The organism is Rhodococcus sp. BP-241, assembly GCF_019836145.1.
GTDB lineage: Bacteria > Actinomycetota > Actinomycetes > Mycobacteriales > Mycobacteriaceae > Rhodococcoides.
In genome coordinates this window covers 245,249-267,493 of record NZ_JABUEI010000005.1, presented here as the reverse complement: position 1 = coordinate 267,493, position 22,245 = coordinate 245,249, and the positions used below count along the sequence as shown (strand labels likewise).

The window sequence follows — 22,245 nt, the reverse complement described above, 5'->3', positions numbered from 1 at the left end:
ACAGGATGGCCGTATGCGTTCGGGTCTCTTGCGTTCAGGTTCGGGAGTCGGCCGCGCGATCGGGTCCGGAACCGTCGCCGCCGCGGTGGTGCTCGGTGGATGCGCGCCGGACCCCGCACCGCCGGCCGCGGACGTGCCCCGCTTCGGCGTCGAGATCTTCGGCACGTCGCCGCACGACACCGACGCCTTCACCCAGGGTCTCGAGATCGACGGTGACCGATTGCTCGAGGGGACGGGCCGCGAGGGCCGCTCCCGCGTCACGGCGTCCGATCGGGAGACGGGCGACGTGCTCGCGGAGGTGGACCTTCCCGCACCGCTGTTCGGCGAGGGCCTCACCGTCGCCGGCGACACGGTGTGGCAGCTGACCTGGCAGGACGGGATCGCGGTGGCCCGAGATCGCGAGACTCTGCTGGAGCGGCGACGCGTCGACTACGACGGCGAGGGCTGGGGTCTGTGCCTCGACGAGTCGAGTGCGGGATCGAGCGGCCGCCTCGTGATGAGCGACGGCACCGACACCCTCACCTTCCGAGATCCGGTCACCTTCGAGCCCACCGGCAGCGTGCGCGTGACTCGGGGCGAGCGGCCGGTGACGTCGATCAACGAGCTGGAGTGCACCGCGGACGGGATCTACGCCAACATCTGGAAGACCGACGACATCGTGCGGATCGATCCGTCGACCGGCGCCGTGACGGCGATCATCGACGCCTCGCCGTTGCGTGCCGCACTCGAGGACACGTCCGGAATCGACGTCCTCAACGGCATCGCGGCCGTCCCCGGCACGTCCCGCTTCCTCGTGACCGGCAAATTGTGGCCCACTCTGTTCGAGGTCGAGTTCCGACCACGGTGACCGAGGGACGCCGCCCCCGCCGAGCGAGTCGCCCACACTCCCCGACCCGAGGTGGGGGACAATGACGGGGTGACAGGTCCCGACGATCCGCGCCCCGGTTCGCGACATCCGGGATGGGACAACTACTCGCCGTCCGAGCGACTCCCACCCCGTCGATCGCCGCTGCCTCCGCTGCATCCACCGACGGCCGGACCGGGCGAGACGATCCCGGGCGACCCGACCACGGCGCCCGACCCGACGACACGCATGCCGAACCAGGACACCGGTCCCCGCCGTCCCCGCGTACCGCGCAAACTGACGGTCACCCGCGTCGCGGCGATGCGTGGTCGTGAGATCACGGGCAAGGGCATCGCGACGTTCCGACGCGCCGCCACCGCCGACGGAGCCGACAAGTCCGGTCTCACGGCGCTCACCTACGCGACGATGGCCAACTTCGCCTCGGACGCGGCGATGGCGGTGGCGCTGGCCAACACGCTGTTCTTCTCCGCCGCGACGGGCGAGGACAAGACCAAGGTCGCCCTGTATCTGCTCATCACCATCGCCCCTTTCGCGATCATCGCGCCCCTGATCGGCCCCATGCTCGACCGCCTGCAGCAGGGTCGCCGCATCGCGCTGGCCACCTCGTTCGTCCTGCGTGCCGTCCTCGCCGTGGTGCTGGTCTTCAATTTCGACACCTGGCTCCTCTATCCCGCCGCGCTCGGGATGATGGTGCTGAGCAAGTCGTTCTCGGTGCTCAAGTCGGCCGTCACCCCTCGGGTGCTGCCACCGGACATCGACCTCGTCCGGGTGAACTCCCGCCTGACCGTGTTCGGGTTGCTGGGCGGCACCATCTCGGCGGGAGCGGTCGCGGGTGCCATCGCGTTCGCGCTGGGTTCCGCCGGGGCACTGTGGTTCACGTTCGCCGTGACGGTGTTCGGCGCGTATCTCTCCATGCGCATCCCGTCCTGGGTGGAGGTCACCGAGGGTGAGGTGCCCGCGACGCTCGGGTACCACGCCGAGGCGACCACCGGCGCGATCGGCATCGTCCCGGCGCCCAGCAAACGCCGGCAGCCCCTCGGCCGCGACGTCCTCACCGGACTGTGGGGCAACGGCACCATCCGCGTGCTCACCGGCTTCCTCACGCTGTACGTCGCGTTCGTGGCGAAGTCCCGCACCGAGCACGAGCCACTCCAGCAGGCACTCATGTTGGCGTTGGTGGGCGCGGCGGCCGGACTCGGCAACTTCGGCGGCAACGCCGCCGGCGCCCGGGTGAAGCTCGGTCGCCCGTCGGTGCTGGTGGTGCGCTGCACCGCGGCCGTCACTGCGGTCGCGATCGTCGCGGCTCTGACGAACAGCCTGCTGACTGCCGCGCTCGCGGCTCTCGTCGCCTCGGGCGCGAGCGCGCTGGCGAAGGTGTCGCTCGACGCGTCGTTGCAGAACGACCTGCCTCCCGAGTCGATCGCGTCCGGCTTCGGGCGCAGCGAGACGGTGCTGCAGCTGAGCTGGGTCATCGGCGGCACGTTCGGCGTGCTGCTCCCCACCGAGTACTGGCTGGGTTTCACCGTGGTGTCGGTGGTCCTTACGATCGGCCTGGTGCAGACATTCGTGACCCACCGGGGCGGCTCGCTGCTTCCCGGCTTCGGCGGCAAGAGACCGGTACGAGCGGACCAGGAGGTGGCGGGCAGCGAACTGCGCCACGCCACCGGCCGAATTCCCCGAGTGGATCAGGACGCGGGCCGCGCACCCGCGGGCGAGGACGCTCCCCGATGACGACACGCAAGATCCTGTACGGACTGTCCGCACTGGTCGCCGTCGTCGGCGTCGCCTTCGTGCTGGTGGTCGGCAAGGCGATCCTCGACGCCCCCGAGGAGTCCCCGCGGGTGTCCGCGTACGCCGACGGCCGGTACGAGGAAGTGGAACCGTTCCGGTACTGCCCGGTGCAGGAGCCGCTCTGCGACTACGAGGGCACGACCGCGACGATGCCCGTGCGCGAGGGCCATCCGCTGCAGTTGTCCCTGCCGGGCGCCATCTCGGAGAACCCGTGGGGCTTCGCCAGCGTCTACGGAGACCCGGACTCCGGCGACGTCGTGGAAGCAGACGAGTACTTCGCCCCCGGGACTCGGAACACGCTCACCGTGCCGCCGGTGAACGAGGACGGACTCGTGCTCATCGGCGTCGAGGTGCGCCTGCCGTCCGGTGTCATCGACGTCGACACCGACCAGGAGGAGATCGTCAGCCACGCCATCTGGTCGATCGCCACCACGACGGCCCTCTAGGACTCGGGGCTCGGGTGGTGGTGGAGGAAGCACTGACCGAGTTCGTCATGACCCCCCTGGACTCCCTGAAGCAACGGGACGTCTCCATGGTCGTCGTCGTGTCAACGGTGATATTCGTCGTCACCAACACGGCGTGGAACTGGACGTCGATGTGGTGGACTCCGGCTGTCCTCGCGTTCGCCGCGGTGTTCGTGTGGACGGGGCGGGACGCCCCGCACCGACGGACCGTCGTGTACCCGGACCGACTCGAGGTTCATCGGCGCAAGGGCGTCACGTCCGTGATTCCCCGGGACGCGATCGAGTCGTTCCGCGGGAAGCCCGACGACGAGGGAGGACCCGTCGTCGGCGTGGTCGATGTGTACGGACGACGGACGATGCTCGAGGGAACAGGGCATGCCGTGCAGAAGCGATGGCGAGACGGCGTCAGGAAGTACTTGTCCGACGCACATCGACGCGAGGTGGACGCTCTCGTCGCGCAGTTCGAGCACTGGCGCACGCACGGCCGCTGGGAGTGACCGCCCGGGTCAGCTGTCCAGTTCGCGGGCGACGGCCCGGACCACCTCGGAGATCTTCTGGGCGGTCTTGCGGTCGGGGTACTTGCCCTTGCGCAATTCGGGCTGCACGGTGGCCTCCAGAAGCGTGATCATGTCCTCGACCATGCCGTGCAACTCGTCGGGCGTGTGCTTGCGAGCGGTCGGCTGATCGCGGCGGGCGGCGGCACCCGCCTGACGCAGTGAGGGCGCCGGGTCGAGAACCTTCAGCGACAACGCCTGGGGTCCGCGGCGTCCGGCGGCCATGCCGAACTCGACGCGCTGGCCGGCCTTCAGGCCCTCGACTCCCTGCGGGAGCGCGGACGACCGGACGTACACGTCCTCACCCTCGTCCTGCGAGAGGAAGCCGAAACCCTTGTCGACGTCGTACCACTTCACCTTGCCGGTCGGCACCGATCTCACCCATTCGTCTCGTTGATCGCGTCACATGAATAATCGCGCCCGTTGCCGCCGCCCATGACGGGCCCTGGCGCTCGGGACGCGATGAGTCGATGGTACTCCGCTGCGCGAACGACGAGCACCTCGATATCGCGGGGCAGGCGGCGGGAAGGCCGGAGGCCGGTCGGGTCGTCAGGGCGGGTAGGCCGGAGGCCGGTCGGGGCATCAGGGCGGGTAGGCCGGAGGCCGGTCGGGGCATCAGGGCGGGAAGGCCGGAGGCCGGTCGGGGCATCAGGCCGGGAAGGCCGGAGGCCGGTCGGGGCATCAGGCCGGGAAGGCCGGAGAGATAGTGTGCTCTCTCGTGACCGACTCCCCCCGTACCGGAACCCCGGCGCTCCTGGTCGCCGCCCTCGTCTGTTTCGGGCTGGGCCTGCTGGCGATCGTCGTCATGTTCGTGACGCTGCTCGTCTGGGACGATCCGCCCGGACTGTGGATCTATCTCTCGGCGATGCTGTGCCCGCTGGGATTCCTGCTCGGTCTGATCCACGCGCTGCGGTCGGGCCGCCGAGCCCGGCGCTGACACGGCGGAACCGGGCATACTGGTCGCATGCGCCTGCTGCTGAACGTCATCTGGTTGATCTTCGGCGGCCTGTGGCTCGCTCTCGGCTACTTCGTGGCCGGCATCGTCTGCTGCATTCTCATCGTCACCATCCCGTTCGGTATCGCGGCGTTCCGCATCGGGGTGTACGCCCTGTGGCCCTTCGGCCGGACCGTGGTGGACAAGCCCACGGCGGGCGTCGCCTCGGTGATCGGCAACGTGATCTGGATCGTCGTGGCAGGAATCTGGCTGGCCATCGGGCACATCCTCACCGCGATCGCCATGGCGATCACCATCATCGGGATCCCGCTGGCGTTGGCGAACCTCAAGCTGATCCCGGTGTCGCTCATGCCGCTGGGCAAGGACATCGTCGACTCGGACGCACCGTTCGTGGCCACGCGCTACTGACGTCGGGGCGCGCACTCAACAGAACGAACGGTTCCTTCTCGGCGTGGCCCGAGGGGTGATGCACGTCGGATCGGTCTACCATCCTGTGCGTGATACTGAAGAAATCCGATGACCGCACCTTCGGATCACACAGAATCTTCGTCGCCCTCACCGTGATCGGTGCCGCCGTGGCGCTCGTCGCGCACGATCGGCTCATCCCGTTCGACGTCCCCAAGTTCGGGTTGTTCCGGTTCGGCATCGACGCTCTCGTGTACCGCGCCGGCGGAGCGACGGTGCTCGACTCGTCCCCGCTGTACGCCCACGATCTGGTCGGCGAACTCCCCTTCACGTACCCCCCGTTCGCCGCGCTGGTGTTCGCACCTCTCGGGGCGATGTCCACCGCGACGACCAACATCGTCTTCTGGCTCGGGAACATCGCGCTGCTCTATCTGGTCGTCCGGTCCTGCTGGATGGTCCTCGGCTTCCGCGACGACCGCAGTCTCCGCATCGTCAGCGCCGCACTGTCCATCGTCTTCACGTGGCTCGAACCGGTGCGCATGACCATCTGGCTCGGTCAGATCAATCTCGTGCTCCTGGCGCTGGTGCTGTGGGACCTGTCGCGGCCCGAGGGCAGCCGGCTCCGCGGCATCGGGGTCGGCATCGCCACCGGCATCAAGATGACTCCCGGACTGTTCCTCGTCCACCTCGCGCTGACACGGCAGTGGCGGGCACTGGTCGTCGGCGTCGTCACCGCCGCGGCGACCGTGGTGCTCGGCTTTGTCGTGCTCTTCTCCGACGCGGTCACCTACTGGTTCGGCGCCATCTCCGACTCGTCCCGCATCGGCGACATCTCGTCCGGCGCGAACCAGTCGCTGCGCGCGTCGATACCGAGGTGGTTCGGCATGACCGAGGCGCCGACGCTGCTCTGGATCGTCATCGCCGGAGCCGTCTGCGTGGCCGGCCTTCTCGTGGGCGCCGCGGCGCACCGCCGGGGGTTGCCGCTCCTCGGCTTGATCGTCATCGGCCTGACAGCGCCTCTGGTGTCCCCGTTCTCCTGGGGTCACCACTGGGTGTGGCTCCTGCCGCTGGTCATCGTCTGCATGGACGTCGCACTGCGTGCCTCGAACCCGCTCGCCTGGCTCCTGCCGCTCGTCGCGAGCCTGCCGCAGATCGCCTGGTTCTGGGTGGCGCCCGGTGACGTCTACGCGATCGGCACCTTCATGCTCCCGCCGTCGAACCGACTCGAGGGTGTGGCGCTGCAGACCGTCTACCCGACCACGGGTGTCCTGGTGCTCGTCGTCGTGGCTGTGATACTGCGCACATGTGACGTCGGACACATAACGAAGCGGTCACGAACGGGTGACGAGACGGTGGTCAGCACGCCTTCGCCGTCCTAGCTGCGACGACCCGTTCGAACACCTCACAACGGCGGCGCGACGCGCGCACCAGGGGAAGTTATCGAACAGTGACATGTGTGCCCGTTTCGTAATACTGTCCATCACGGCCGGAAGTTCGGCCGACGTCCGGCCCGCCGCGCCAAACCTCGTCCCGCGGGTACCGGACATCCCTCACAGACATGATCAGGGACGAGGGCGGGGGACCCACACGTCCTTCGTAGATATCCGGCCGGCTCTCGCGGCGCCCCACCGGGCACCGAGCAGTCGACCTAGGGGTGAAGCCTCTCCGCTCCAGCCAGGAGCGCACCGAGGCCGGGCTACCTCTCAGCCCGAATCCGACAGCTGACCTCGCAGGCGCGTGTGGAGAGGATTTCTACCCTTATGAGCGGACGTCATCGCAAGCCGAGCACCACGGGCAAGACCGTCGCCAAGGTCGCCGTCACCGGCGCACTGGTCGGCACCGCAGGTCTCGCATTCAGCGGCACGGCCAACGCAGCCCCCGATTCCGACTGGGACCGTCTCTCGCAGTGCGAGGCCGGCGGCAACTGGGGCATCAACACCGGCAACGGTTTCCAGGGCGGCCTGCAGTTCTCGCCGAGCACCTGGACCGGACACGGCGGCGGAGAGTTCGCGGCCACCGCGAACCAGGCCAGCCGTGAAGAGCAGATCGTCGTCGCCGAGCGCGTGCTCGAGTCGCAGGGCTGGGGCGCCTGGCCGTCCTGCTCCTCGCAGCTTGGACTGAGCAGCGGCCCGACGCAGCGCGACGCACCGGCGACCACGGCGCCCACCGCACCGGCACTCCCCGATCTGACGAGCATCCCGTCGACCGAGCAGGCCGTGCAGGGACTCACCCAGGTCGTCCAGAACTTCACCAACGATCCGGCGATCCTGGGCTTCGTCCAGGCCGCCACCGCGGATCCGCAGGTGGCGAGTTTCATCGCAGCGAACCAGGATCTCCTGCCCCGCTGACCCACTCCACGAGAAAGGCCCCCACCGACTGGTGGGGGCCTTTCTCGTGTCTCGCGCGTCAGCGGTTGATGACCGTGTGGGGATGCGCGTAGGGCAGCGAGTCCACCGGCAGCGGGAACTCCGTCTCCTCACCGAACGGGGACAGGTTTCCGGCGCGCGCCGACATCAGTTCGGTGACGGGATGATCGTCGTCGTCCGCACTGTGCGGCCAGCCCGGGTCGACATATCGCTTCTTCTCTGAGTTCGCCATGGTTCATTTCACCATTCGGAGTAGCGCCTCTGCCAGTCCAGGTCCCCGGACCGGTCTCTACGCTTGACCTCGATGACCGACAACGAGGGCACGCCGGCGGACACACTCACCGAGTGGTTGTCCGCGCGCAGCGACGACGAACTGGCCGAACTGCTGCGGCTCCGCCCCGACCTGACCATCCCGCCGCCGCCCACACTCGAGGTTCTGGCGGGCCGGTCCGAGCAACGTGCCTCGGTACTGCGCGCGGCCGAGGACCTGGACACCACGTGCCTGACCGTCGTGGAACTGCTCGCGCACGAGGGCGCCGACACCGCCCCGGTCGCCCGCGCCCGACTCGACGAGATCGTCGGCCGCCGAGCGACGAAGAAGGCGGTCGACGCGGCACTGTCGGTGCTGCGTGCGCGTGCGCTGGTGCGCGGCACGACGTCGCTCACCCTGGTCGCGGCCGCACGCGACGCCGTGCCGTGGCGGGTCGGACGGTTCTTCGACGTCGACGCCTCTCTCACCGCCGAGGTGGTCGGTGCGAAGCTCGCGGAGATCGACGACCGCAGCCGTGAGCTGCTCACCACGCTGACCCGCTCGTCGTCGATCGGCCGGACGCGCGACGCCGCACCCGGTACGCCCGCGGATCGGCCCGTCCAGCGCCTGCTCGCCGCCGGGCTGCTCACCTGGCTCGACGACAACACGGTCGAACTGCCGCCGCAGGTCTCGCAGGTACTCCGCGGCGAGCCCGTCACCGATCCGGTGTCGCTGGCCCCACCGGCGGCGTCGACCACCGCTGTCGGGGTGGCGGACGTCGACGCGGCCGCCGCCGGGGAGGCCCTCGAGCTGCTGCGGCACTGCGAGGACATCGTCGACTCGCTCTCCCGCACACCCGCGCCCGCACTCAAGGCGGGGGGACTCGGCGTCCGGGAGATCCGACGCATCGCAAAGGCAGCCGATCTCGACGAGGCGCGGGTCGGCCTGCTGGTCGAGGTCCTGGCGGGCGCCGGACTCATCGCGGTGGGGCTGCCCGATCCCGGACCTCTCACCGACATCGACGACATGTGGACGCCCACCCCCGCGGTCGACGCGTGGGTCACCGCATCGCCGGCACAGCGCTGGGCCACCCTGGCCGGAGCCTGGCTGGATCTGCCCAGGGTGCCGTGGTTGATCGGCATGCGCGACGCCAACGACAAGCCGATCGCCGCACTGTCCGACGAGGCCCGCTCGGCCGCCGCGCCCCGAGACCGGCGGATCGTGCTGGGCGTGATCGCCGATCTCGCCTCGGGAAAGGCCCTCGCCACCGAGGACGTCGTCCGCATCGCCACCTGGCGCAGGCCACGCCTCGCCGCTCGCCTGGGCGTCGGCCCGGTCTCCCGCTACCTGGCCGAGGCCGGCGCTCTCGGGGTCGTCGGCCGCGGAGCACTGTCCACCCCCGGACGCGCACTGATCGGTGATCCCTCCTCGGCCGCGGCGGCGATGCACCGCGTCCTGCCCGACCCCATCGACCACGTTCTGGTCCAGGCCGACCTGACCGTCGTCGCCCCCGGGCCGTTGACTCCCGAGCTCGCGCAGCGGATGGCGACGGTCGCGGACATCGAGTCGGCGGGCGCCGCGACGATGTACCGCATCGACGAGCGGACGCTGCGACGTGCTCTGGACGGCGGCACCACCGCCGTGGAGCTCCATGCACTCTTCGCCACCCACTCGCGGACGCCTGTCCCGCAGTCGCTGACCTACCTCATCGACGACGTCGCCCGCCGCCACGGACGCCTGCGTGCCGGGGTGGCGTCGTCCTTCGTCCGCTGCGAGGACCCCGCACTGCTCGCGGAGGTGCTCTCCTCTCCCGCCGCCGAGGCCCTCGCGTTGCGGGCACTGGCCCCGACCGTCGCGATCTCGCAGGCGCCGCTGGCCGACGTGCTGGCCGGGCTGCGCGCCGCCGGGTTCGCACCCGCGGGCGAGGACTCCTCCGGCACCATCGTCGACGTCCGCGATCGCGGTGCGCGCGTCGTCCCCCGTCGCGGTCGCTCGCCCTACCGCACGCCCGCCGTCCCCACGGACGAGCAACTGGGGCGCCTCGTCTCGGAGATGCGGGCCGGCACCCGAGCCGGAGAGGTGCGCCGGACCGAGCGTGAACGGGTGCGGTCCGACGGCACCCGTGCGTCCGGCGCCGCGACGATCGCGCTTCTCCAGCGCGCCGCGTTGTCCCGCTCACCGATCAGCATCGGTTACGTGGACGCTGCCGGTGTCTCGAGCAACCGTGTCGTCGAACCGGTGACCGTCGGCGGCGGCCAACTCGACGCGTGGGACCCCGACGCCGGTGTCATGCGTCACTTCACGTTGCACCGCATCACGTCGGTGGCCCTGCTCGCCTGAACCGCCGCGCCGGTGCAAGGCACAATGGACTGGTTGCGCCCCGGTTCGTCCATGCGGGGCGCGTGAAGGAGAGACCGTGACCGACGGACCGTTGATCGTCCAGTCCGACAAGACCCTGTTGCTCGAGGTCGACCACGAGCTCGCCGGGCAGGCCCGCGCGGCCATCGCTCCGTTCGCCGAGCTGGAACGCGCACCCGAGCACGTCCACACCTACCGCATCACACCGCTCGCGCTGTGGAACGCGCGCGCCGCGGGCCACGATGCCGAGCAGGTGGTCGACGCCCTCGTGACCTTCTCCCGCTACGCGGTTCCGCAGCCCCTGCTCGTCGACATCGTCGACACGATGGCCCGCTACGGCCGGCTCCAGCTGGTCAAGTCGCCCGTGCACGGGCTGTCCCTGGTGAGCCTCGACCGCGCCGTGCTCACCGAGATCATGCGGCACAAGAAGATCGCCCCGATGCTCGGCGCGCAGGTCGACGACGACACCGTGCTCGTCCACCCCAGTGAGCGCGGGCGCCTCAAGCAGATGCTCCTCAAGGTCGGCTGGCCGGCCGAGGATCTGGCCGGATACGTCGACGGCGAGGCGCATCCCATCGACCTGGACTTCTCCGGTGGCCACTGGGAGCTCCGCGACTACCAGCAGATGGCGACCGACTCGTTCTGGGCCGGTGGATCCGGTGTGGTCGTCCTCCCCTGTGGTGCCGGCAAGACGATGGTGGGCGCCGCGGCCATGGCCAAGGCCCGCGCGACCACATTGATCCTCGTCACCAACACCGTCGCCGGTCGGCAGTGGAAGCGCGAGCTCATCGCCCGAACCTCCCTGACCGAGGAGGAGATCGGCGAGTACTCCGGCGAGCGCAAGGAGATCCGCCCGGTCACCATCGCGACCTACCAGGTGATCACGCGCCGCACCAAGGGTGAGTACAAGCACCTCGAGCTCTTCGACTCCCGCGACTGGGGCCTGGTGATCTACGACGAGGTGCACCTCCTCCCCGCTCCCGTGTTCCGCATGACAGCCGACCTGCAGTCGCGACGCCGACTCGGACTCACCGCGACGCTGGTGCGCGAGGACGGCCGCGAGGGCGACGTGTTCTCGCTCATCGGCCCCAAGCGTTACGACGCACCGTGGAAGGACATCGAGGCACAGGGCTGGATCGCGCCGGCCGAGTGCATCGAGGTGCGCGTCACTCTGACCGACGCGGAACGCATGTCGTACGCCGTGGCGGAGCCGGAGGAGCGTTACAAGCTGTGCTCCACGGCGCACACGAAGATCGCCGTGGTGAAGTCGATCCTGGCACGGCACGAGGACTCACCGACGCTCGTCATCGGCGCGTACCTCGACCAGCTCGACGAGCTGGGTGCGGCCCTGGATGCTCCCGTGATCCAGGGCTCGACCAAGAACAAGGAGCGCGAACTGCTCTTCGACGCGTTCCGCCGCGGCGAGATCAAGACCCTCGTGGTGAGCAAGGTCGCCAACTTCTCCATCGACCTCCCCGAAGCCTCGGTGGCCGTGCAGGTCTCGGGCACCTTCGGATCCCGGCAGGAGGAGGCCCAGCGACTGGGCCGACTGCTGCGCCCCAAGCACGACGGTGGGCAGGCGCACTTCTACTCGGTCGTCTCGCGCGACACCCTCGACGCGGAGTACGCGGCTCACCGCCAGCGCTTCCTCGCCGAGCAGGGCTACGCGTACCGCATCACCGACGCCGACGACCTCCTGGGACCGGCGATCTGACGTGCGCACCTTCGACTTCCCCGTCGACCGCGCGCACGCCCGGTCGGTGAACGAGACCCTCGGCGACGTGCGGCGGTTGCGCATCTCGTCCGTCGTCTTCGCCGTGCTCCTCGCGGGCGGCGCGGCCTGGCTGTACGTCCTCGACCACGCGTGGTCCTACATCCTGTGTGCGGTGCTGGCCGTGGCCGCCCTGATGTCGCTGTGGGTGTCCGTGTGGGCGCCCCGCAAGGTCGGGTCCATCGACGAGCTGTACGCCTCGAGCGCGTTGGTGCCGGCCATGGTGTCGGAGACGCGACCGCGTGGAGCCACGATCCTCGCGCTGATCGACATCGCCAAACCGGAGACCACCGTCCCGCACTACGCACTCGTCGTCCGGAACGTGCGGGCGCTGCCGGGACACACGATGACCGAGGGCGAGCGCGTCCCCTCCGTGGCCGTGCTGTCCGACCGGAGCGCCAAATCCATCTCGGAGACGTGGCAGATGGTCAGCCCCATGCCCATCGCCTGGGGTACGCGGGACAGGACCGTGCTGCGGACGGCCATCGAGGCCATCGATCCGGTCGAGTGGAAGCTGCTGCGCAAGAACCTGTCCGTGTCGGAGACCGTGCGGCAGGCCGAGAACGATCAGCTCCTCATCGACCCCCACGACCTGCCCGAGGAACTGCTGCAGAAGCGCGCGGACTGACGCGTCGAGGGACTCGTGACTCGAACGCTAGGCTCCCCCTCATGGCTGTGACGTCGAACGACCGCGCATCGAGTCCGGCCGGCCTCCGGCCTTCCGACTCCGACCCGGCCGGCCTCCGGCCTTCCTCCCGCGAATCGAATCCGGCCGGCCTCCGGCCTTCCCGCACCGTCGCCCGGCTGCGCCCCTTCGCGTCCACCATCTTCGCGGAGATGACCGCGCTGGCGGCCACGCACGACGCCGTCAACCTCGGTCAGGGTTTCCCGGACACCGACGGCCCCGCGCGCATGCTCGAGGTGGCGCGCGAGGCCATCGCGTCCGGCCTCAACCAGTACCCGCCCGGGCCGGGCATGGCGGTGTTGCGCGACGCCGTCGCTCGGGACCGGGTCGGCCGCTACGGCACCGAGTACGACCCGGACTCGGAGATCCTGGTCACCGTCGGGGCCACCGAGGCGATCAGCGCTGCGATGCTCGGCCTCGTCGAGAGCGGTGACGAGGTGCTGCTCGTCGAGCCGTACTACGACTCCTACGCGGCCGCCGTCGCGCTCGCGGGTGCGCAGCGGCGCACCGTCCCCCTCGTCGTCGACGGCGATCGGTTCGCCCTCGACGTCGATGCCCTGCGCTCCGCCGTCGGCCCGCGTACCCGCATGATCGTCGTCAACTCCCCGCACAATCCCACCGGAACCGTGTTCACCGCATCGGAGCTGGCCGCGATCGCCGAGGTCGCGTGCGAGCACGACCTCCTGGTCCTCACCGACGAGGTCTACGAGCGACTGGTGTTCGACGACGCCGTCCACACCCCCATCGCCACGCTCCCCGGCATGGCCGGACGCACCATCACGGTGTCGAGCGCGGCGAAGACGTTCAACGCCACCGGGTGGAAGACGGGGTGGGCCTGCGGACCCGCCGACCTCATCGCCGCGGTGAAGGCGGCCAAGCAGTTCATGACCTTCGTCGGCGGCGCCCCCTTCCAGCCGGCGGTGGCCCACGCCCTCGACCACGAGAGCGCCTGGGTGGACGCCCTGCGATCGGGACTACAGGCCAAGCGGGACACGCTGTCCGCCGCGCTGTCGCATGCCGGGCTGGACGTCAAGCGCAGTGAGGGCACGTACTTCGTCTGCGCCGACATCGCTCCACTGGGCGAGTCCGACGCCGACAGTTTCTGCCGTGCGTTGCCCGAACGCATCGGCGTCGTCGGCGTACCGGTGGACGCGTTCGTCGATCACCGCGAGGGCTGGGACAACCTGGTGCGCTTCGCCTTCTGCAAACAGGATCACGTGCTCGCCGACGCGGCGTCGCGATTGGCCCGATTGTCCGCCACCCCATGACGATCGACACTGCGGCGCCGCCGACCATCTCGGTGGAGTTCGTCCGCACGGCGGTGACCCTCGCGCAGGAGACGGGTGTGGACCTGTCCGCCTGCCTGCGCGAGGCCGACATCGACCCGCACGTCCTCACTCGTCCCGGCGCCCGCCTCACCACCGACCAGGTCACGCGCCTCACTCGCGCGCTGTGGCAGATGACGGGCGACGAGCTGATGGGTCTCGGATCGGCTCCGGTGCGCCGCGGCACCTTTCGGGCACTCAGTCTGACGATGATCCACCGCCCCGATCTGGGGAGCGCGCTCGAGCGGATGGTGGACGTCGGTCGCGCCTTTCCCGGCGTCCCGCGCGGTGTGCTGATGCGCGGCGGGGGACGCGCCCGGCTCGAACTCGTCGACTCCCCGACGATGATCGCCGATCAGCTCTCCCCGGAGGCGGCCGAGGCGGCGCAGCGCATCCGCATCGAGTTCCTGCTCATCCTCTGGCACCGCTTCTCGGCATGGCTCATCGGGCGGCGCGTGAAACTGCTGTCCGTCCAGGTGCCCTTCCCCGAACCGCAGCATCCGTCGCCGCGGGTGTACGACGACATATTCGGGGTGCACGTGACGTTCGGATCCGACGTCGCGGCACTGGAATTCGACGACGCGATCATGGCGTCACCGCTCGTGCAGACGGAGGAGAGCCTCGAGGAGTACCTCCGCGAGTCGCCCAATCGCCTGTTCTCGGAGCGGGACTACGGCTCCAGCGCGGCGAGTGTGGTGCGGCGCGCCCTCGCACTGGGCGCGATGGGCCGCGCCTCGACCACCACCGACATCGCGACGATGTTGTCCATCAGCGTGCCGCACCTGCGCCGGTTGCTGCGCCAGGAGGGCACGTCACTGGGTCAGTTGCGCGACGAGGTGCTGCGCGACGCGGCGGTCGCCGGGCTCGAACGAGGCGAGACGGCCGAGGAGATCTCCTCGCGTCTCGGCTTCTCCGAACCCAGCGCCTTCCGCCGCGCCTTCAAACGGTGGACCGGGATGACGCCGGGGTCCTACCGCTCACACGCGTGAGGCGAGCACGAACTCCGACAGCTTCTCCCCGATGAGCACCGACGGGGCGTGAGTGTGGCCGCGGATGATCGTCGGCATCACGGACGCGTCGGCCACGCGCAGCCCCTCCACCCCGCGCACCCGCAGCTCCGGATCCACCACCGATGCCGCGTCCGAGCCCATCCGGGCGGTGCCCACCGGGTGATAGAGGGTGTGAGACATGGTCTCCAGCGACTCGCTCAGCGCTTCGTCGAGTGCCTCGCTGTTGCGCAGTACCGGGCGCACCATCTCCCCCAGTCGCGATTTCAGCGGCTCCGTCTGCGCGATGTCGGCGCAGTACCGCAGCCCGCTGAGCATCGCCGCGCGGTCCACACCGCCCGGGTCGGACAGGTATCGCGGATCCACGATCGCCTTGTCCAACGGTGCGGACGACCGCAACGAGATGCGTCCGCGGCTCTCCGGCTTGAGCAGGATCGAGGCCAGGATGGCCGCATGCGAGTCCGCCGGGATGAGACCCTCGTCGAAGAAGGGCGCCGGCGCGAAGAGCAGTTCGATGTCCGGGAGGTCGAGCGAGTCGCGGCTGCGGACGAAGCCGTACGCCTCCGCGACGTTGGAGGTCAGCATGCCGCGTCGACGTGCGAGGTAGTTGATCAGCTCCGGGATCTTCTCCGCGGTGAACAGCGTGTCGGACTGCACCCCGTATCCGAGGGCGGACACCAGGTGGTCCATGAGGTTCTCGCCCACCTCGGGGGCGGCGTGCACCAGGTCGATGCCGTGCTCGGCGAGATGTTCCGGCGCACCGATCCCCGACAGCATCAACAACTGCGGAGTGTTGATGGCACCGCCGGACAGGATGACCTCCTTCGAAGCCCGAACCGTGTGCAGCGCACCGTCCTTCGAGTACTCGACACCCACCGCGCGGGTTCCCTCGAAGAGCACGCGCGTGGCCTGCGCCTCCGTCACCACGGTGAGGTTGGGCCGTGACATGGCCGGCCGCAGATACGCGTCGGCGCAGCTCCACCGGGCGCCGCGCTTCTGGTTGACCATCGTCTCGGTCATGCCCTTGGGCGTGGGGAGATTGGCGCGCTCCGTCGACAAGCCTAGTGCCGCGGCCGAGTCGAGGTACGCGCCGGTGATCGACCGGGGACTGCGCTGCTTCGACACGTGCAGCGGTCCGCCGCTGCCCTCGTCGGACTCGGTGGCACCCTCGATGTTCTCGATACGGCGGAAGGTGTCCACCACGCTGTCGAACGACCACCCGGGTCCCGCTGCCTCCGCCCAGTCGTCGTAGTCGGCTGCGAATCCGCGCACCCACATCATGGCGTTCATCGACGAGGAGCCGCCGAGCATGCGCCCACGGGGCCAGAAGATCCGTCGGCCGGCGAGTTCGGCCTGCGGCTCGGTGTCGTAGTCCCAGTCCAGTTTCGAACGGAAGAGCTTCGAGAACCCGGCGGGAATGTGGACGAACTTGTCCTTGTCCTCCGGGCCCGCCTCGAGGACGACGACGTCGGTGTTCGATGCGGCACTGAGCCGATTCGCGACGACGCATCCTGCGGATCCTGCGCCGACGACGACGTAGTCGGTGGAAGTCTCAGTCATGTCAACCTCTCAGAGCGGACGCGAAGATGGCGGGCAGGGCTTTCCAGGACGGAGCCGCAGCGAACGCGGTGAACCGCTTCGCGGTGGTGGCCGCGGTGCGGTTGGTGACGAACCACGGCGGCTTCGGCGACAGGGTGAACTCGCCCTTCAGGATCGAGCGCGGCGCGGGCCGGAAGGGCCCGCGGACGATGGTGCGCTCGGGTCGGTCGATCAGCAGTGCGTTGTGCACGACGCCGATTCCGCTCTGGACGTCGTCGAGCGTGTGGCCCGGGAACGCACCCCAGGTCGCCGCCGCCGTGAGGAAGCCGACGCCGGTCCACGCGTTGAGCGCGATGGTGCCGTAGCGCAGGTCCTCGAGCATCTCGTCGACGGCGGTGCCGAGCGACGACAGCGTGTCGGGATGCGCGATCACGTTGACGCCGAGCGTGCCGACGAACTCCTCGTTCGACATGCGGACGGCCTCGTCCACGAAACGTTGCCCGGTGTAGGGGATCTCGATGACACCGAGTACCGGTGCGAAGTACTCGGTGGTGAGCAGAGCGCGATAGCTGTCCGGATCGAGGTCGCTCACGAGGGTGCGGCCGCCGGACGGGCCGAGCGACTCCGCGCCCGGGTAGTCCGCTCGGGCACCGGCGACGCGGGTGGCGCTGCCGGGGTAGTACGGCTCGCGGTCCGGTGCCTCGTGCAGTGCCGTGCGCAGTGCCGCCAGGAACGCGTCGCGCTGCGGCCACTCGGAGGAGATCACCACGACCTGCGCCGCGACGCAGTTGTAGCCGCCGTTGTGCAGCCGCTGGGTCACCACGTGTTCGGCCTGGAACCGGATGTCCGCGTCGGACCACTCGCCCGGGATCACGATGACCGGCGAGACGCCGCCGAGTTCGCTCGAGATGGGCACGTCGAGCAACGGGGTGTTGGCCTTCCTGCGCTCGGCACCCTCCTCGCCGGTGCCGAAGACGATGGCGTCGTGCGTGATCGAGCTGCCCGTCATGTGCACGTGCGCCACGGCGTCGTGGTGCACGAGGTACGAGCCGACGTCCGGGCCACCGGTGAGGATGCGCACCGCGCCCAGCTCGACCAAGGGAGCGAAGACGGCGCGGAGCACCGGCTCCATCGGATCCGTCACCGGGTTGAGCTTCAGCGCGACGACGCGGTTGTGAGCGACCAGTTCGTAGAGCGTGTCGAGCGGGGCGATGGACGTGATGTTGCCGGCGCCGAGCACCGCACCGATGCCGCCGGTCTCGGTCGGATTCCGTTGCGCGAGTCCGGCGTCACGGCGCGCGGTGTCCGCGTCGACACCCGGTTCGAGCCACACCTCGGCGGAGAACCCGTTGAGCAGCAACGTGTCGAAGATGTTCGACGGCAGCACCTGCACGGTGGTGCGCCCGCCCGGACCCGAGCCGATCCGGGCGTCCGCGAGCGGGCTCTTCCCCACGGCGAGCTGCCGCAGACTCTGCGCGAGCACGTGGCACGCGGTGACGACGGAGTACGGCCCGGAGAGCCATTCCTCACCGAGGAGTGCGGAGGCCGCGGGCAGCTTCTTGAATCGAGCGGCCGCATCGACCCACTCCTGCGCCTTCGACGCCGTGAGGGCCGCGACCCGGTCGAGAAGGTCCGCGCGGTCGCCGAGCGAGGCACGTGCCCATGCGGCCTCGCCCTGTTCGAGGTCGCGGAGAGCCGCGTCGACCTCGGGAAAGGCGGATGCGCCGGTGGTACTCGGGGTGAGTTCGCCTGTGGCCATACCGTTGATTGTGACCTGTACTACATCAGGTGGCCATAGGCGGACGTCGGCAGCTCACGCGCCCGGTTTGTGCCGAGGCACAGCCGCCCTGTGGTGTCCGTCACCGGACAGCCGTACGGTGGAGTGATGTCGACGCCCGTGGCCGTCCGCCGCTCCGCACCGGAACCGCTCACCTCGCAGGGTCTCGCCGCGCTGCTGGGAGAGCACGTCGGCGAGCTCAGCGAGCGACTCGTCCTCGACATCCTGGTCGCCGAACAGTCGTACCTCGAGGCCACGTCGCTCACGCGGGACGAGCTCGCCACGGTGTGCACCGGCAATCTTCGATCCATGCTCGACGCTCTGACCACGGGCGCGAGCGGCGACCTGGAACCCGCACGCGCGGCCGGCCGGATCAAGGCCGAGAACGCGGTGCCGCTGGCGGCGTTGCTGCACGCGTTCCGCCTCGGTGGTCGTCTGATCTGGGCCGAGCTCACCGCGGCGGCCGCGGGCCGGGCTCCGGAGGTGCTGCTCGCGATGGCCACCGAGGTGTGGGCACTGGTGGACACCTATTCCGACGCGGCCGCGGAGGCGTATCGCGACGCCGCGGACCGGCTCGCCCTCGACGACGCCGATGCGCGCCGCATGGTGCTCCGCGCTCTGTTCGACGAGACCGCCTCGGACCCCGCTGCCGTGCAGGACGCCCTGCGGGCCTTCCGCATCCCGGACGCGGGCCACTTCGCCGTCGTGTCCGCCGAGACCACCGTCGACCGGGGTGCCACTCCGGGCAGCGCGCGCGAGAGCATCCTGCCGCTCGGTGTCGAGTCGGTGTGGGACACCGATGCGGACGGTCACCTGGGACTGCTGGTCGCCTCGGCGCCGGCGGTGCTCGACGACGCGGTGGACACCCTGGGCCGGCTCTACGGCACCCGACTGGGTGTCGGCACGTACTACGAGCGGTCGCTGTCCACCCCGACGGCGGTGGCGCAGGCCCGGACGGCTCGTCGCTGCGCACCGCCGGGGAGCGCGCGCGTCAGTCGCTACGACGCGTGTCCGGTTCCGCTGCTGCTGGTCTCGACTCCCGACGCCGCCGCGCGGGCCGCCCGGCAGATCCTGGGTCCGCTCGCCGTGGCCGAGGGCCCGCACCGCCTCGCGGACCGGGACAGCCTGCTCGAGACGCTCGACGCGTGGTTCGCGGCCGCCGGTTCCACCACCGCGGCGGCCGACCGCTTGCACTACCACCGCAACACCGTGCTCTACCGGCTCCGCCGTATCCACGACCTCACGGGCCGTGATCACACGAACCCGGTGGACGCCGCCGAACTGTACGTCGGTCTGCGCGCAGCGGAGCTGGCCCGCGTTCGCTGACGACGGCCGCGTAGGAACATACGTTCGAACGACCGCGCTACGATGGCCCCGTGACCTACGCACTCCAGGCGTCCCTGTTCGACGACGGCGCGGACGGACCGTCGCTCGGCTCCCTCACGTCCGTCCGCCGGACGGTGTTGACCGACGGCGCGTGGATCGACGTGCTGCCGAACTGGGTGAGCGGCTCGGACTCCGTCTTCGACCGGCTGGTGGAGGAGGTTCCGTGGCGGTCGGAACGCCGACCGATGTACGACCGCGTCGTCGACGTCCCGCGCCTGGTCTCCTTCTTCCCCGATCCCGAGCGGCTGCCCGCCCCCGTCCTGGTCGATGCCGGTCGACAGCTGAGCGAGCACTACCGAGCCGAACTGGGCGAGGACTTCGCCACGGCCGGACTCTGCTTCTACCGCGACGGCAAGGACAGCGTCGCCTGGCACGGCGACGACCTCGGACGCGGAGCGCGCGAGGACACCATGGTCGCCATCGTGTCCCTCGGCGCCGCACGGCCGCTGTTGCTGCGACCGCGCGGCGGCGGTCCCTCGGTGAGACACACTCTGGGACACGGTGATCTGATCGTCATGGGCGGGTCCTGTCAGCGGACCTGGGAGCACTGCGTGCCCAAGAGCACGCGCGCCACGGGGCCCCGGATCAGCGTCCAGTTCCGACCGCACGGCGTGCGCTGACGGCGTCGGCCAGCGCACGCACGGCGCATTCGGTGTCCGCCCACCCGAGGCAGGCATCGGTGATCGACTGGCCGTAGGTGAGCGGCTCCCCCAACGTGCCGAGGTCCTGACGGCCCTCGACGAGGAAGCTCTCCACCATCACCCCCACGACGCCGCGGTCGCCGCCGGCGATCCGGTCGGCGAGGTCGCCCAGCACGTCGAGCTGGCGTCGGTGGTTCTTGGCACTGTTGCCGTGGCTGACGTCCACCACCACCCGCGGGTCCGCGCCCGAGCGCCGGAGCCGCTCCCCAGCGTCGGTCACCGAAGCCGCGTCGTAGTTCGGGCCGGAGGACCCACCCCGGAGGATGACGTGGGCGTCCTCGTTGCCCGTCGTGCGCACGGCGGCCAGTCGGCCGTCGTCGTCGACCCCGGCGTACACGTGCGGCGACCTCGCCGAGCGCACCCCGTCGACGGCCACCTGCACGTCGCCGTCCGTTCCGTTCTTGATGCCCACCGGCATCGGCAGACCGCTGACCATCTGGCGGTGAACCTGCGACGACGCGGTGCGGGCACCGATCGCCCCGTACGTCACCAGGTCCGAGAGATGGCCGGACAGAGCAGGATCGAGGAACTCCGTCGCCGTGGGCAGGCCGCCGTCGACGATGGCGGCCAGAATGCGCCGCGCCGCCCGGAGCCCGGCGTCGAGATCGTCCGAGCCGTCGAGGCCGGGGTCGCTGAGCAGACCCTTCCAGCCCACCGATGTCCGCGGCTTCTCGAAGTAGACCCGCATGATCACCTGGAGTCGATCCCCCACCTCGTCGGCCAGGACGGCCAGCCGGCGGGCGTAGTCCAGTGCCGCGATCGGGTCGTGCACGGAGCACGGGCCCACCACGACGGCCACGCGGTCGTCGGCTCCGGTCAGGATGGCGCGCAGGGCGTCACGGCTGTCGGCGACGCGGAGAGCCGCGTCGGCGGATGCGGGTTCCGCGTCCCGCAGCGCACGCGGCGAGACGAGCGGACCTGTCCGCGACAGGTCGGGAAGAGTGTCGAGTGCGAGAGTCACGATGAGTCCTCGGGGCGGTCGGGTGAGACGTCACGACCGGGACACGAATTCCACGCGAGCCGGTCCTGCCGGCTCGTCGGGTGGAGTGGGTCAGCGCATGGTTCCGCTGACCGGACCACCGAGGGCCGGCCTGCTGAACCAAAAATATGCTCGCTGCACACAGGCACTGTAGCGCACGGCCGTACCGACGCACCCGGGCGGCGGAAGCGGACATTCTTCTCCCTTGACGTGGGACCATGGACCGATGGCGATCGACACCTCTCGCGGGGACCGCATCCAGAACAGCACGGCCCTCGAGAGAGCCGCCCGCGCAGGGCATCTCGTGAGCGGAGTGCTGCACCTCCTGATCGGATACATCGCGGTGCGGCTCGCCTTCGGACAGGGCGGCAACGCCGACCAGTCCGGCGCGCTGGGCGAGCTGGCCTCCAAGCCCGGCGGTGCCGTCATGCTGTGGATCGCCGTCGTCGCCTTCCTGGCCCTCGCCGCGTGGCGCATTCTCGAGGCGGTGGTGGGTAAGAAGACCGAGGCCGATTCCGGCAGTGCGACCGATCGACTCAAGGCCGGTGCACTCGCCGTCGTGTACCTCGCATTCGCCTGGTCCGCGCTGAACTTCGCTCGCGGTGCCGGGCAGTCGACGGGTCAGCAGAACGCCGGGCTCACCGCCCGCCTCATGGAGTCGACGATCGGCAAGGTCGTTCTCGTCGTGGCCGCGGCCGTCATCATCGGCGTCGGCGCTTATCACGTGTACAAGGGCATCTCCACGAAGTTCGAGAAGGACCTCGAGGGTCACGTCGGGCGTCCGGTCCGGGTCATCGGCGTGGTCGGATACACCGCCAAGGGCCTCGCCCTCGTCGGTGTCGGTGTCCTGGTGGCCGCCGCCGTGCTGACCGCGGATCCCGGCAAGGCGACGGGTCTCGACGGAGCCGTCAAGACCCTGGGGGCGCAGCCGTTCGGACAGATCCTGCTCGTCCTCGCCGGAGTCGGCATCGCCCTCTACGGCGTCTACGCCGTCGTGATGGCCCGGCACGCCCGGATGTGACGTCCCGTGGGACACGCCACGAACCGCACGGGCTGTTCACAGCCTT

The 22,245-nt window shown here is 70.0% G+C and carries 21 protein-coding genes and 1 riboswitch; of the genes, 16 read left to right on the top strand and 5 right to left on the bottom strand.

What is annotated here, in order from left to right:
• Nucleotides 1-13 precede the first annotated feature (13 nt).
• From HQ308_RS13230 to HQ308_RS13215, 4 genes are all read left to right on the top strand, one after another.
• The gene (locus tag HQ308_RS13230) at nucleotides 14-847 is read left to right on the top strand and encodes a glutaminyl-peptide cyclotransferase (RefSeq protein ID WP_222646638.1); all 834 of its coding nucleotides are present in this window, start codon (nucleotides 14-16) and stop codon (nucleotides 845-847) included.
• Nucleotides 848-916: 69 nt separating this feature from the next.
• Nucleotides 917-2,596 (top strand): MFS transporter, encoded by a 1,680-nt coding sequence (locus HQ308_RS13225; RefSeq protein ID WP_285187861.1) that lies wholly within the window; start codon nucleotides 917-919, stop codon nucleotides 2,594-2,596.
• Nucleotides 2,593-3,102 carry a DUF2771 domain-containing protein gene (locus tag HQ308_RS13220; RefSeq protein WP_027504232.1) on the top strand — a complete coding sequence of 170 codons (510 nt, stop codon included), beginning with the start codon at nucleotides 2,593-2,595 and terminating at the stop codon, nucleotides 3,100-3,102. Before HQ308_RS13225 ends, HQ308_RS13220 begins: the two co-directional genes overlap by 4 nt.
• A gap of 47 nt (nucleotides 3,103-3,149) precedes the next feature.
• The gene (locus HQ308_RS13215; protein WP_222646636.1) at nucleotides 3,150-3,617 is read left to right on the top strand and encodes a hypothetical protein; all 468 of its coding nucleotides are present in this window, start codon (nucleotides 3,150-3,152) and stop codon (nucleotides 3,615-3,617) included.
• A 9-nt stretch (nucleotides 3,618-3,626) separates the two neighbouring features.
• Here HQ308_RS13215 and HQ308_RS13210 read toward each other — a convergent pair whose 3' ends face one another.
• A complete protein-coding gene (locus tag HQ308_RS13210; protein ID WP_027504234.1) occupies nucleotides 3,627-4,046 on the bottom strand; it encodes a cold-shock protein in 420 nt (139 codons plus the stop codon).
• Between the two features lie 346 nt (nucleotides 4,047-4,392).
• Between HQ308_RS13210 and HQ308_RS13205 the strand changes: the two genes are divergently transcribed.
• The 4 genes from HQ308_RS13205 (at nucleotide 4,393) to HQ308_RS13190 (ending at nucleotide 7,382) form a co-directional block, all read left to right on the top strand.
• Entirely contained in the window at nucleotides 4,393-4,611 is a 219-nt protein-coding gene (locus HQ308_RS13205; protein WP_027504235.1) for a hypothetical protein, read from the top strand.
• Between the two features lie 27 nt (nucleotides 4,612-4,638).
• A complete protein-coding gene (locus HQ308_RS13200) occupies nucleotides 4,639-5,037 on the top strand; it encodes a YccF domain-containing protein (RefSeq protein ID WP_056446832.1) in 399 nt (132 codons plus the stop codon).
• 89 nt (nucleotides 5,038-5,126) lie between these two features.
• Nucleotides 5,127-6,413, top strand: a complete 1,287-nt coding sequence (locus HQ308_RS13195) for a glycosyltransferase 87 family protein (protein WP_222646635.1) — start codon at nucleotides 5,127-5,129, stop codon at nucleotides 6,411-6,413.
• A 166-nt stretch (nucleotides 6,414-6,579) separates the two neighbouring features.
• A riboswitch (cyclic di-AMP (ydaO/yuaA leader) is annotated at nucleotides 6,580-6,786 on the top strand.
• An 8-nt stretch (nucleotides 6,787-6,794) separates the two neighbouring features.
• Entirely contained in the window at nucleotides 6,795-7,382 is a 588-nt protein-coding gene (locus HQ308_RS13190) for a transglycosylase family protein (protein WP_027504237.1), read from the top strand.
• Nucleotides 7,383-7,440: 58 nt separating this feature from the next.
• Here HQ308_RS13190 and HQ308_RS13185 read toward each other — a convergent pair whose 3' ends face one another.
• Complete coding sequence (locus HQ308_RS13185; protein ID WP_027504238.1) at nucleotides 7,441-7,632, bottom strand: hypothetical protein; 192 nt, start codon at nucleotides 7,630-7,632, stop codon at nucleotides 7,441-7,443.
• A gap of 72 nt (nucleotides 7,633-7,704) precedes the next feature.
• On the opposite strand from HQ308_RS13185, the gene HQ308_RS13180 reads away from it, so the two are divergent.
• From HQ308_RS13180 to HQ308_RS13160, 5 genes are all read left to right on the top strand, one after another.
• Nucleotides 7,705-9,990: a helicase-associated domain-containing protein gene (locus HQ308_RS13180; RefSeq protein ID WP_222646634.1), complete on the top strand. Its 2,286-nt coding sequence runs from the start codon at nucleotides 7,705-7,707 to the stop codon at nucleotides 9,988-9,990.
• Between the two features lie 76 nt (nucleotides 9,991-10,066).
• On the top strand, nucleotides 10,067-11,722 hold the full coding sequence (locus tag HQ308_RS13175) for a DNA repair helicase XPB (RefSeq protein WP_027504240.1): 1,656 nt from the start codon (nucleotides 10,067-10,069) through the stop codon (nucleotides 11,720-11,722).
• Between the two features lies 1 nt (nucleotide 11,723).
• Nucleotides 11,724-12,407 (top strand): DUF3239 domain-containing protein, encoded by a 684-nt coding sequence (locus HQ308_RS13170; RefSeq protein ID WP_222646633.1) that lies wholly within the window; start codon nucleotides 11,724-11,726, stop codon nucleotides 12,405-12,407.
• Nucleotides 12,408-12,448: 41 nt separating this feature from the next.
• Nucleotides 12,449-13,732 (top strand): pyridoxal phosphate-dependent aminotransferase, encoded by a 1,284-nt coding sequence (locus HQ308_RS13165; RefSeq protein ID WP_222646632.1) that lies wholly within the window; start codon nucleotides 12,449-12,451, stop codon nucleotides 13,730-13,732.
• Nucleotides 13,729-14,778, top strand: a complete 1,050-nt coding sequence (locus tag HQ308_RS13160) for an AraC family transcriptional regulator (protein ID WP_222646631.1) — start codon at nucleotides 13,729-13,731, stop codon at nucleotides 14,776-14,778. The genes HQ308_RS13165 and HQ308_RS13160 overlap by 4 nt, the downstream gene beginning before the upstream one ends.
• Here the strand turns inward: HQ308_RS13160 and HQ308_RS13155 are convergent.
• Together HQ308_RS13155 and HQ308_RS13150 are read right to left on the bottom strand one after the other, a co-directional pair.
• Entirely contained in the window at nucleotides 14,767-16,356 is a 1,590-nt protein-coding gene (locus HQ308_RS13155; protein ID WP_222646630.1) for a GMC family oxidoreductase, read from the bottom strand. The two genes, HQ308_RS13160 and HQ308_RS13155, sit on opposite strands and share 12 nt — an antisense overlap.
• 1 nt (nucleotide 16,357) lies before the next feature.
• The gene (locus HQ308_RS13150; RefSeq protein WP_222646629.1) at nucleotides 16,358-18,094 is read right to left on the bottom strand and encodes an aldehyde dehydrogenase family protein; all 1,737 of its coding nucleotides are present in this window, start codon (nucleotides 18,092-18,094) and stop codon (nucleotides 16,358-16,360) included.
• Nucleotides 18,095-18,220: 126 nt separating this feature from the next.
• Between HQ308_RS13150 and HQ308_RS13145 the strand changes: the two genes are divergently transcribed.
• Together HQ308_RS13145 and HQ308_RS13140 are read left to right on the top strand one after the other, a co-directional pair.
• On the top strand, nucleotides 18,221-19,438 hold the full coding sequence (locus tag HQ308_RS13145) for a CdaR family transcriptional regulator (protein ID WP_222646628.1): 1,218 nt from the start codon (nucleotides 18,221-18,223) through the stop codon (nucleotides 19,436-19,438).
• 50 nt (nucleotides 19,439-19,488) lie between these two features.
• Nucleotides 19,489-20,118 (top strand): alpha-ketoglutarate-dependent dioxygenase AlkB, encoded by a 630-nt coding sequence (locus tag HQ308_RS13140; RefSeq protein WP_222627809.1) that lies wholly within the window; start codon nucleotides 19,489-19,491, stop codon nucleotides 20,116-20,118.
• Here HQ308_RS13140 and HQ308_RS13135 read toward each other — a convergent pair.
• Nucleotides 20,084-21,160, bottom strand: coding sequence for a 3-deoxy-7-phosphoheptulonate synthase (locus HQ308_RS13135; RefSeq protein WP_308115777.1), 1,077 nt, complete (start codon nucleotides 21,158-21,160; stop codon nucleotides 20,084-20,086). The genes HQ308_RS13140 and HQ308_RS13135 overlap by 35 nt on opposite strands.
• A 244-nt stretch (nucleotides 21,161-21,404) precedes the next feature.
• Here HQ308_RS13135 and HQ308_RS13130 point away from each other — a divergent pair, with 244 nt between their 5' ends.
• The gene (locus HQ308_RS13130; protein WP_222646627.1) at nucleotides 21,405-22,199 is read left to right on the top strand and encodes a DUF1206 domain-containing protein; all 795 of its coding nucleotides are present in this window, start codon (nucleotides 21,405-21,407) and stop codon (nucleotides 22,197-22,199) included.
• The last annotated feature ends 46 nt before the right edge of the window (nucleotides 22,200-22,245 follow it).

Coding starts and splice junctions, on each gene's coding strand:
- HQ308_RS13155 (WP_222646630.1), bottom strand. CDS start 16,356: ATGACTGAGACTTCCACCGACTACGTCGTCGTCGGCGCAGGATCCGCA.
- HQ308_RS13215 (WP_222646636.1), top strand. CDS start 3,150: ATGACCCCCCTGGACTCCCTGAAGCAACGGGACGTCTCCATGGTCGTC.
- HQ308_RS13230 (WP_222646638.1), top strand. CDS start 14: ATGCGTTCGGGTCTCTTGCGTTCAGGTTCGGGAGTCGGCCGCGCGATC.
- HQ308_RS13150 (WP_222646629.1), bottom strand. CDS start 18,094: ATGGCCACAGGCGAACTCACCCCGAGTACCACCGGCGCATCCGCCTTT.
- HQ308_RS13185 (WP_027504238.1), bottom strand. CDS start 7,632: ATGGCGAACTCAGAGAAGAAGCGATATGTCGACCCGGGCTGGCCGCAC.
- HQ308_RS13145 (WP_222646628.1), top strand. CDS start 18,221: ATGTCGACGCCCGTGGCCGTCCGCCGCTCCGCACCGGAACCGCTCACC.
- HQ308_RS13200 (WP_056446832.1), top strand. CDS start 4,639: ATGCGCCTGCTGCTGAACGTCATCTGGTTGATCTTCGGCGGCCTGTGG.
- HQ308_RS13160 (WP_222646631.1), top strand. CDS start 13,729: ATGACGATCGACACTGCGGCGCCGCCGACCATCTCGGTGGAGTTCGTC.
- HQ308_RS13220 (WP_027504232.1), top strand. CDS start 2,593: ATGACGACACGCAAGATCCTGTACGGACTGTCCGCACTGGTCGCCGTC.
- HQ308_RS13180 (WP_222646634.1), top strand. CDS start 7,705: ATGACCGACAACGAGGGCACGCCGGCGGACACACTCACCGAGTGGTTG.
- HQ308_RS13190 (WP_027504237.1), top strand. CDS start 6,795: ATGAGCGGACGTCATCGCAAGCCGAGCACCACGGGCAAGACCGTCGCC.
- HQ308_RS13130 (WP_222646627.1), top strand. CDS start 21,405: ATGGCGATCGACACCTCTCGCGGGGACCGCATCCAGAACAGCACGGCC.
- HQ308_RS13165 (WP_222646632.1), top strand. CDS start 12,449: ATGGCTGTGACGTCGAACGACCGCGCATCGAGTCCGGCCGGCCTCCGG.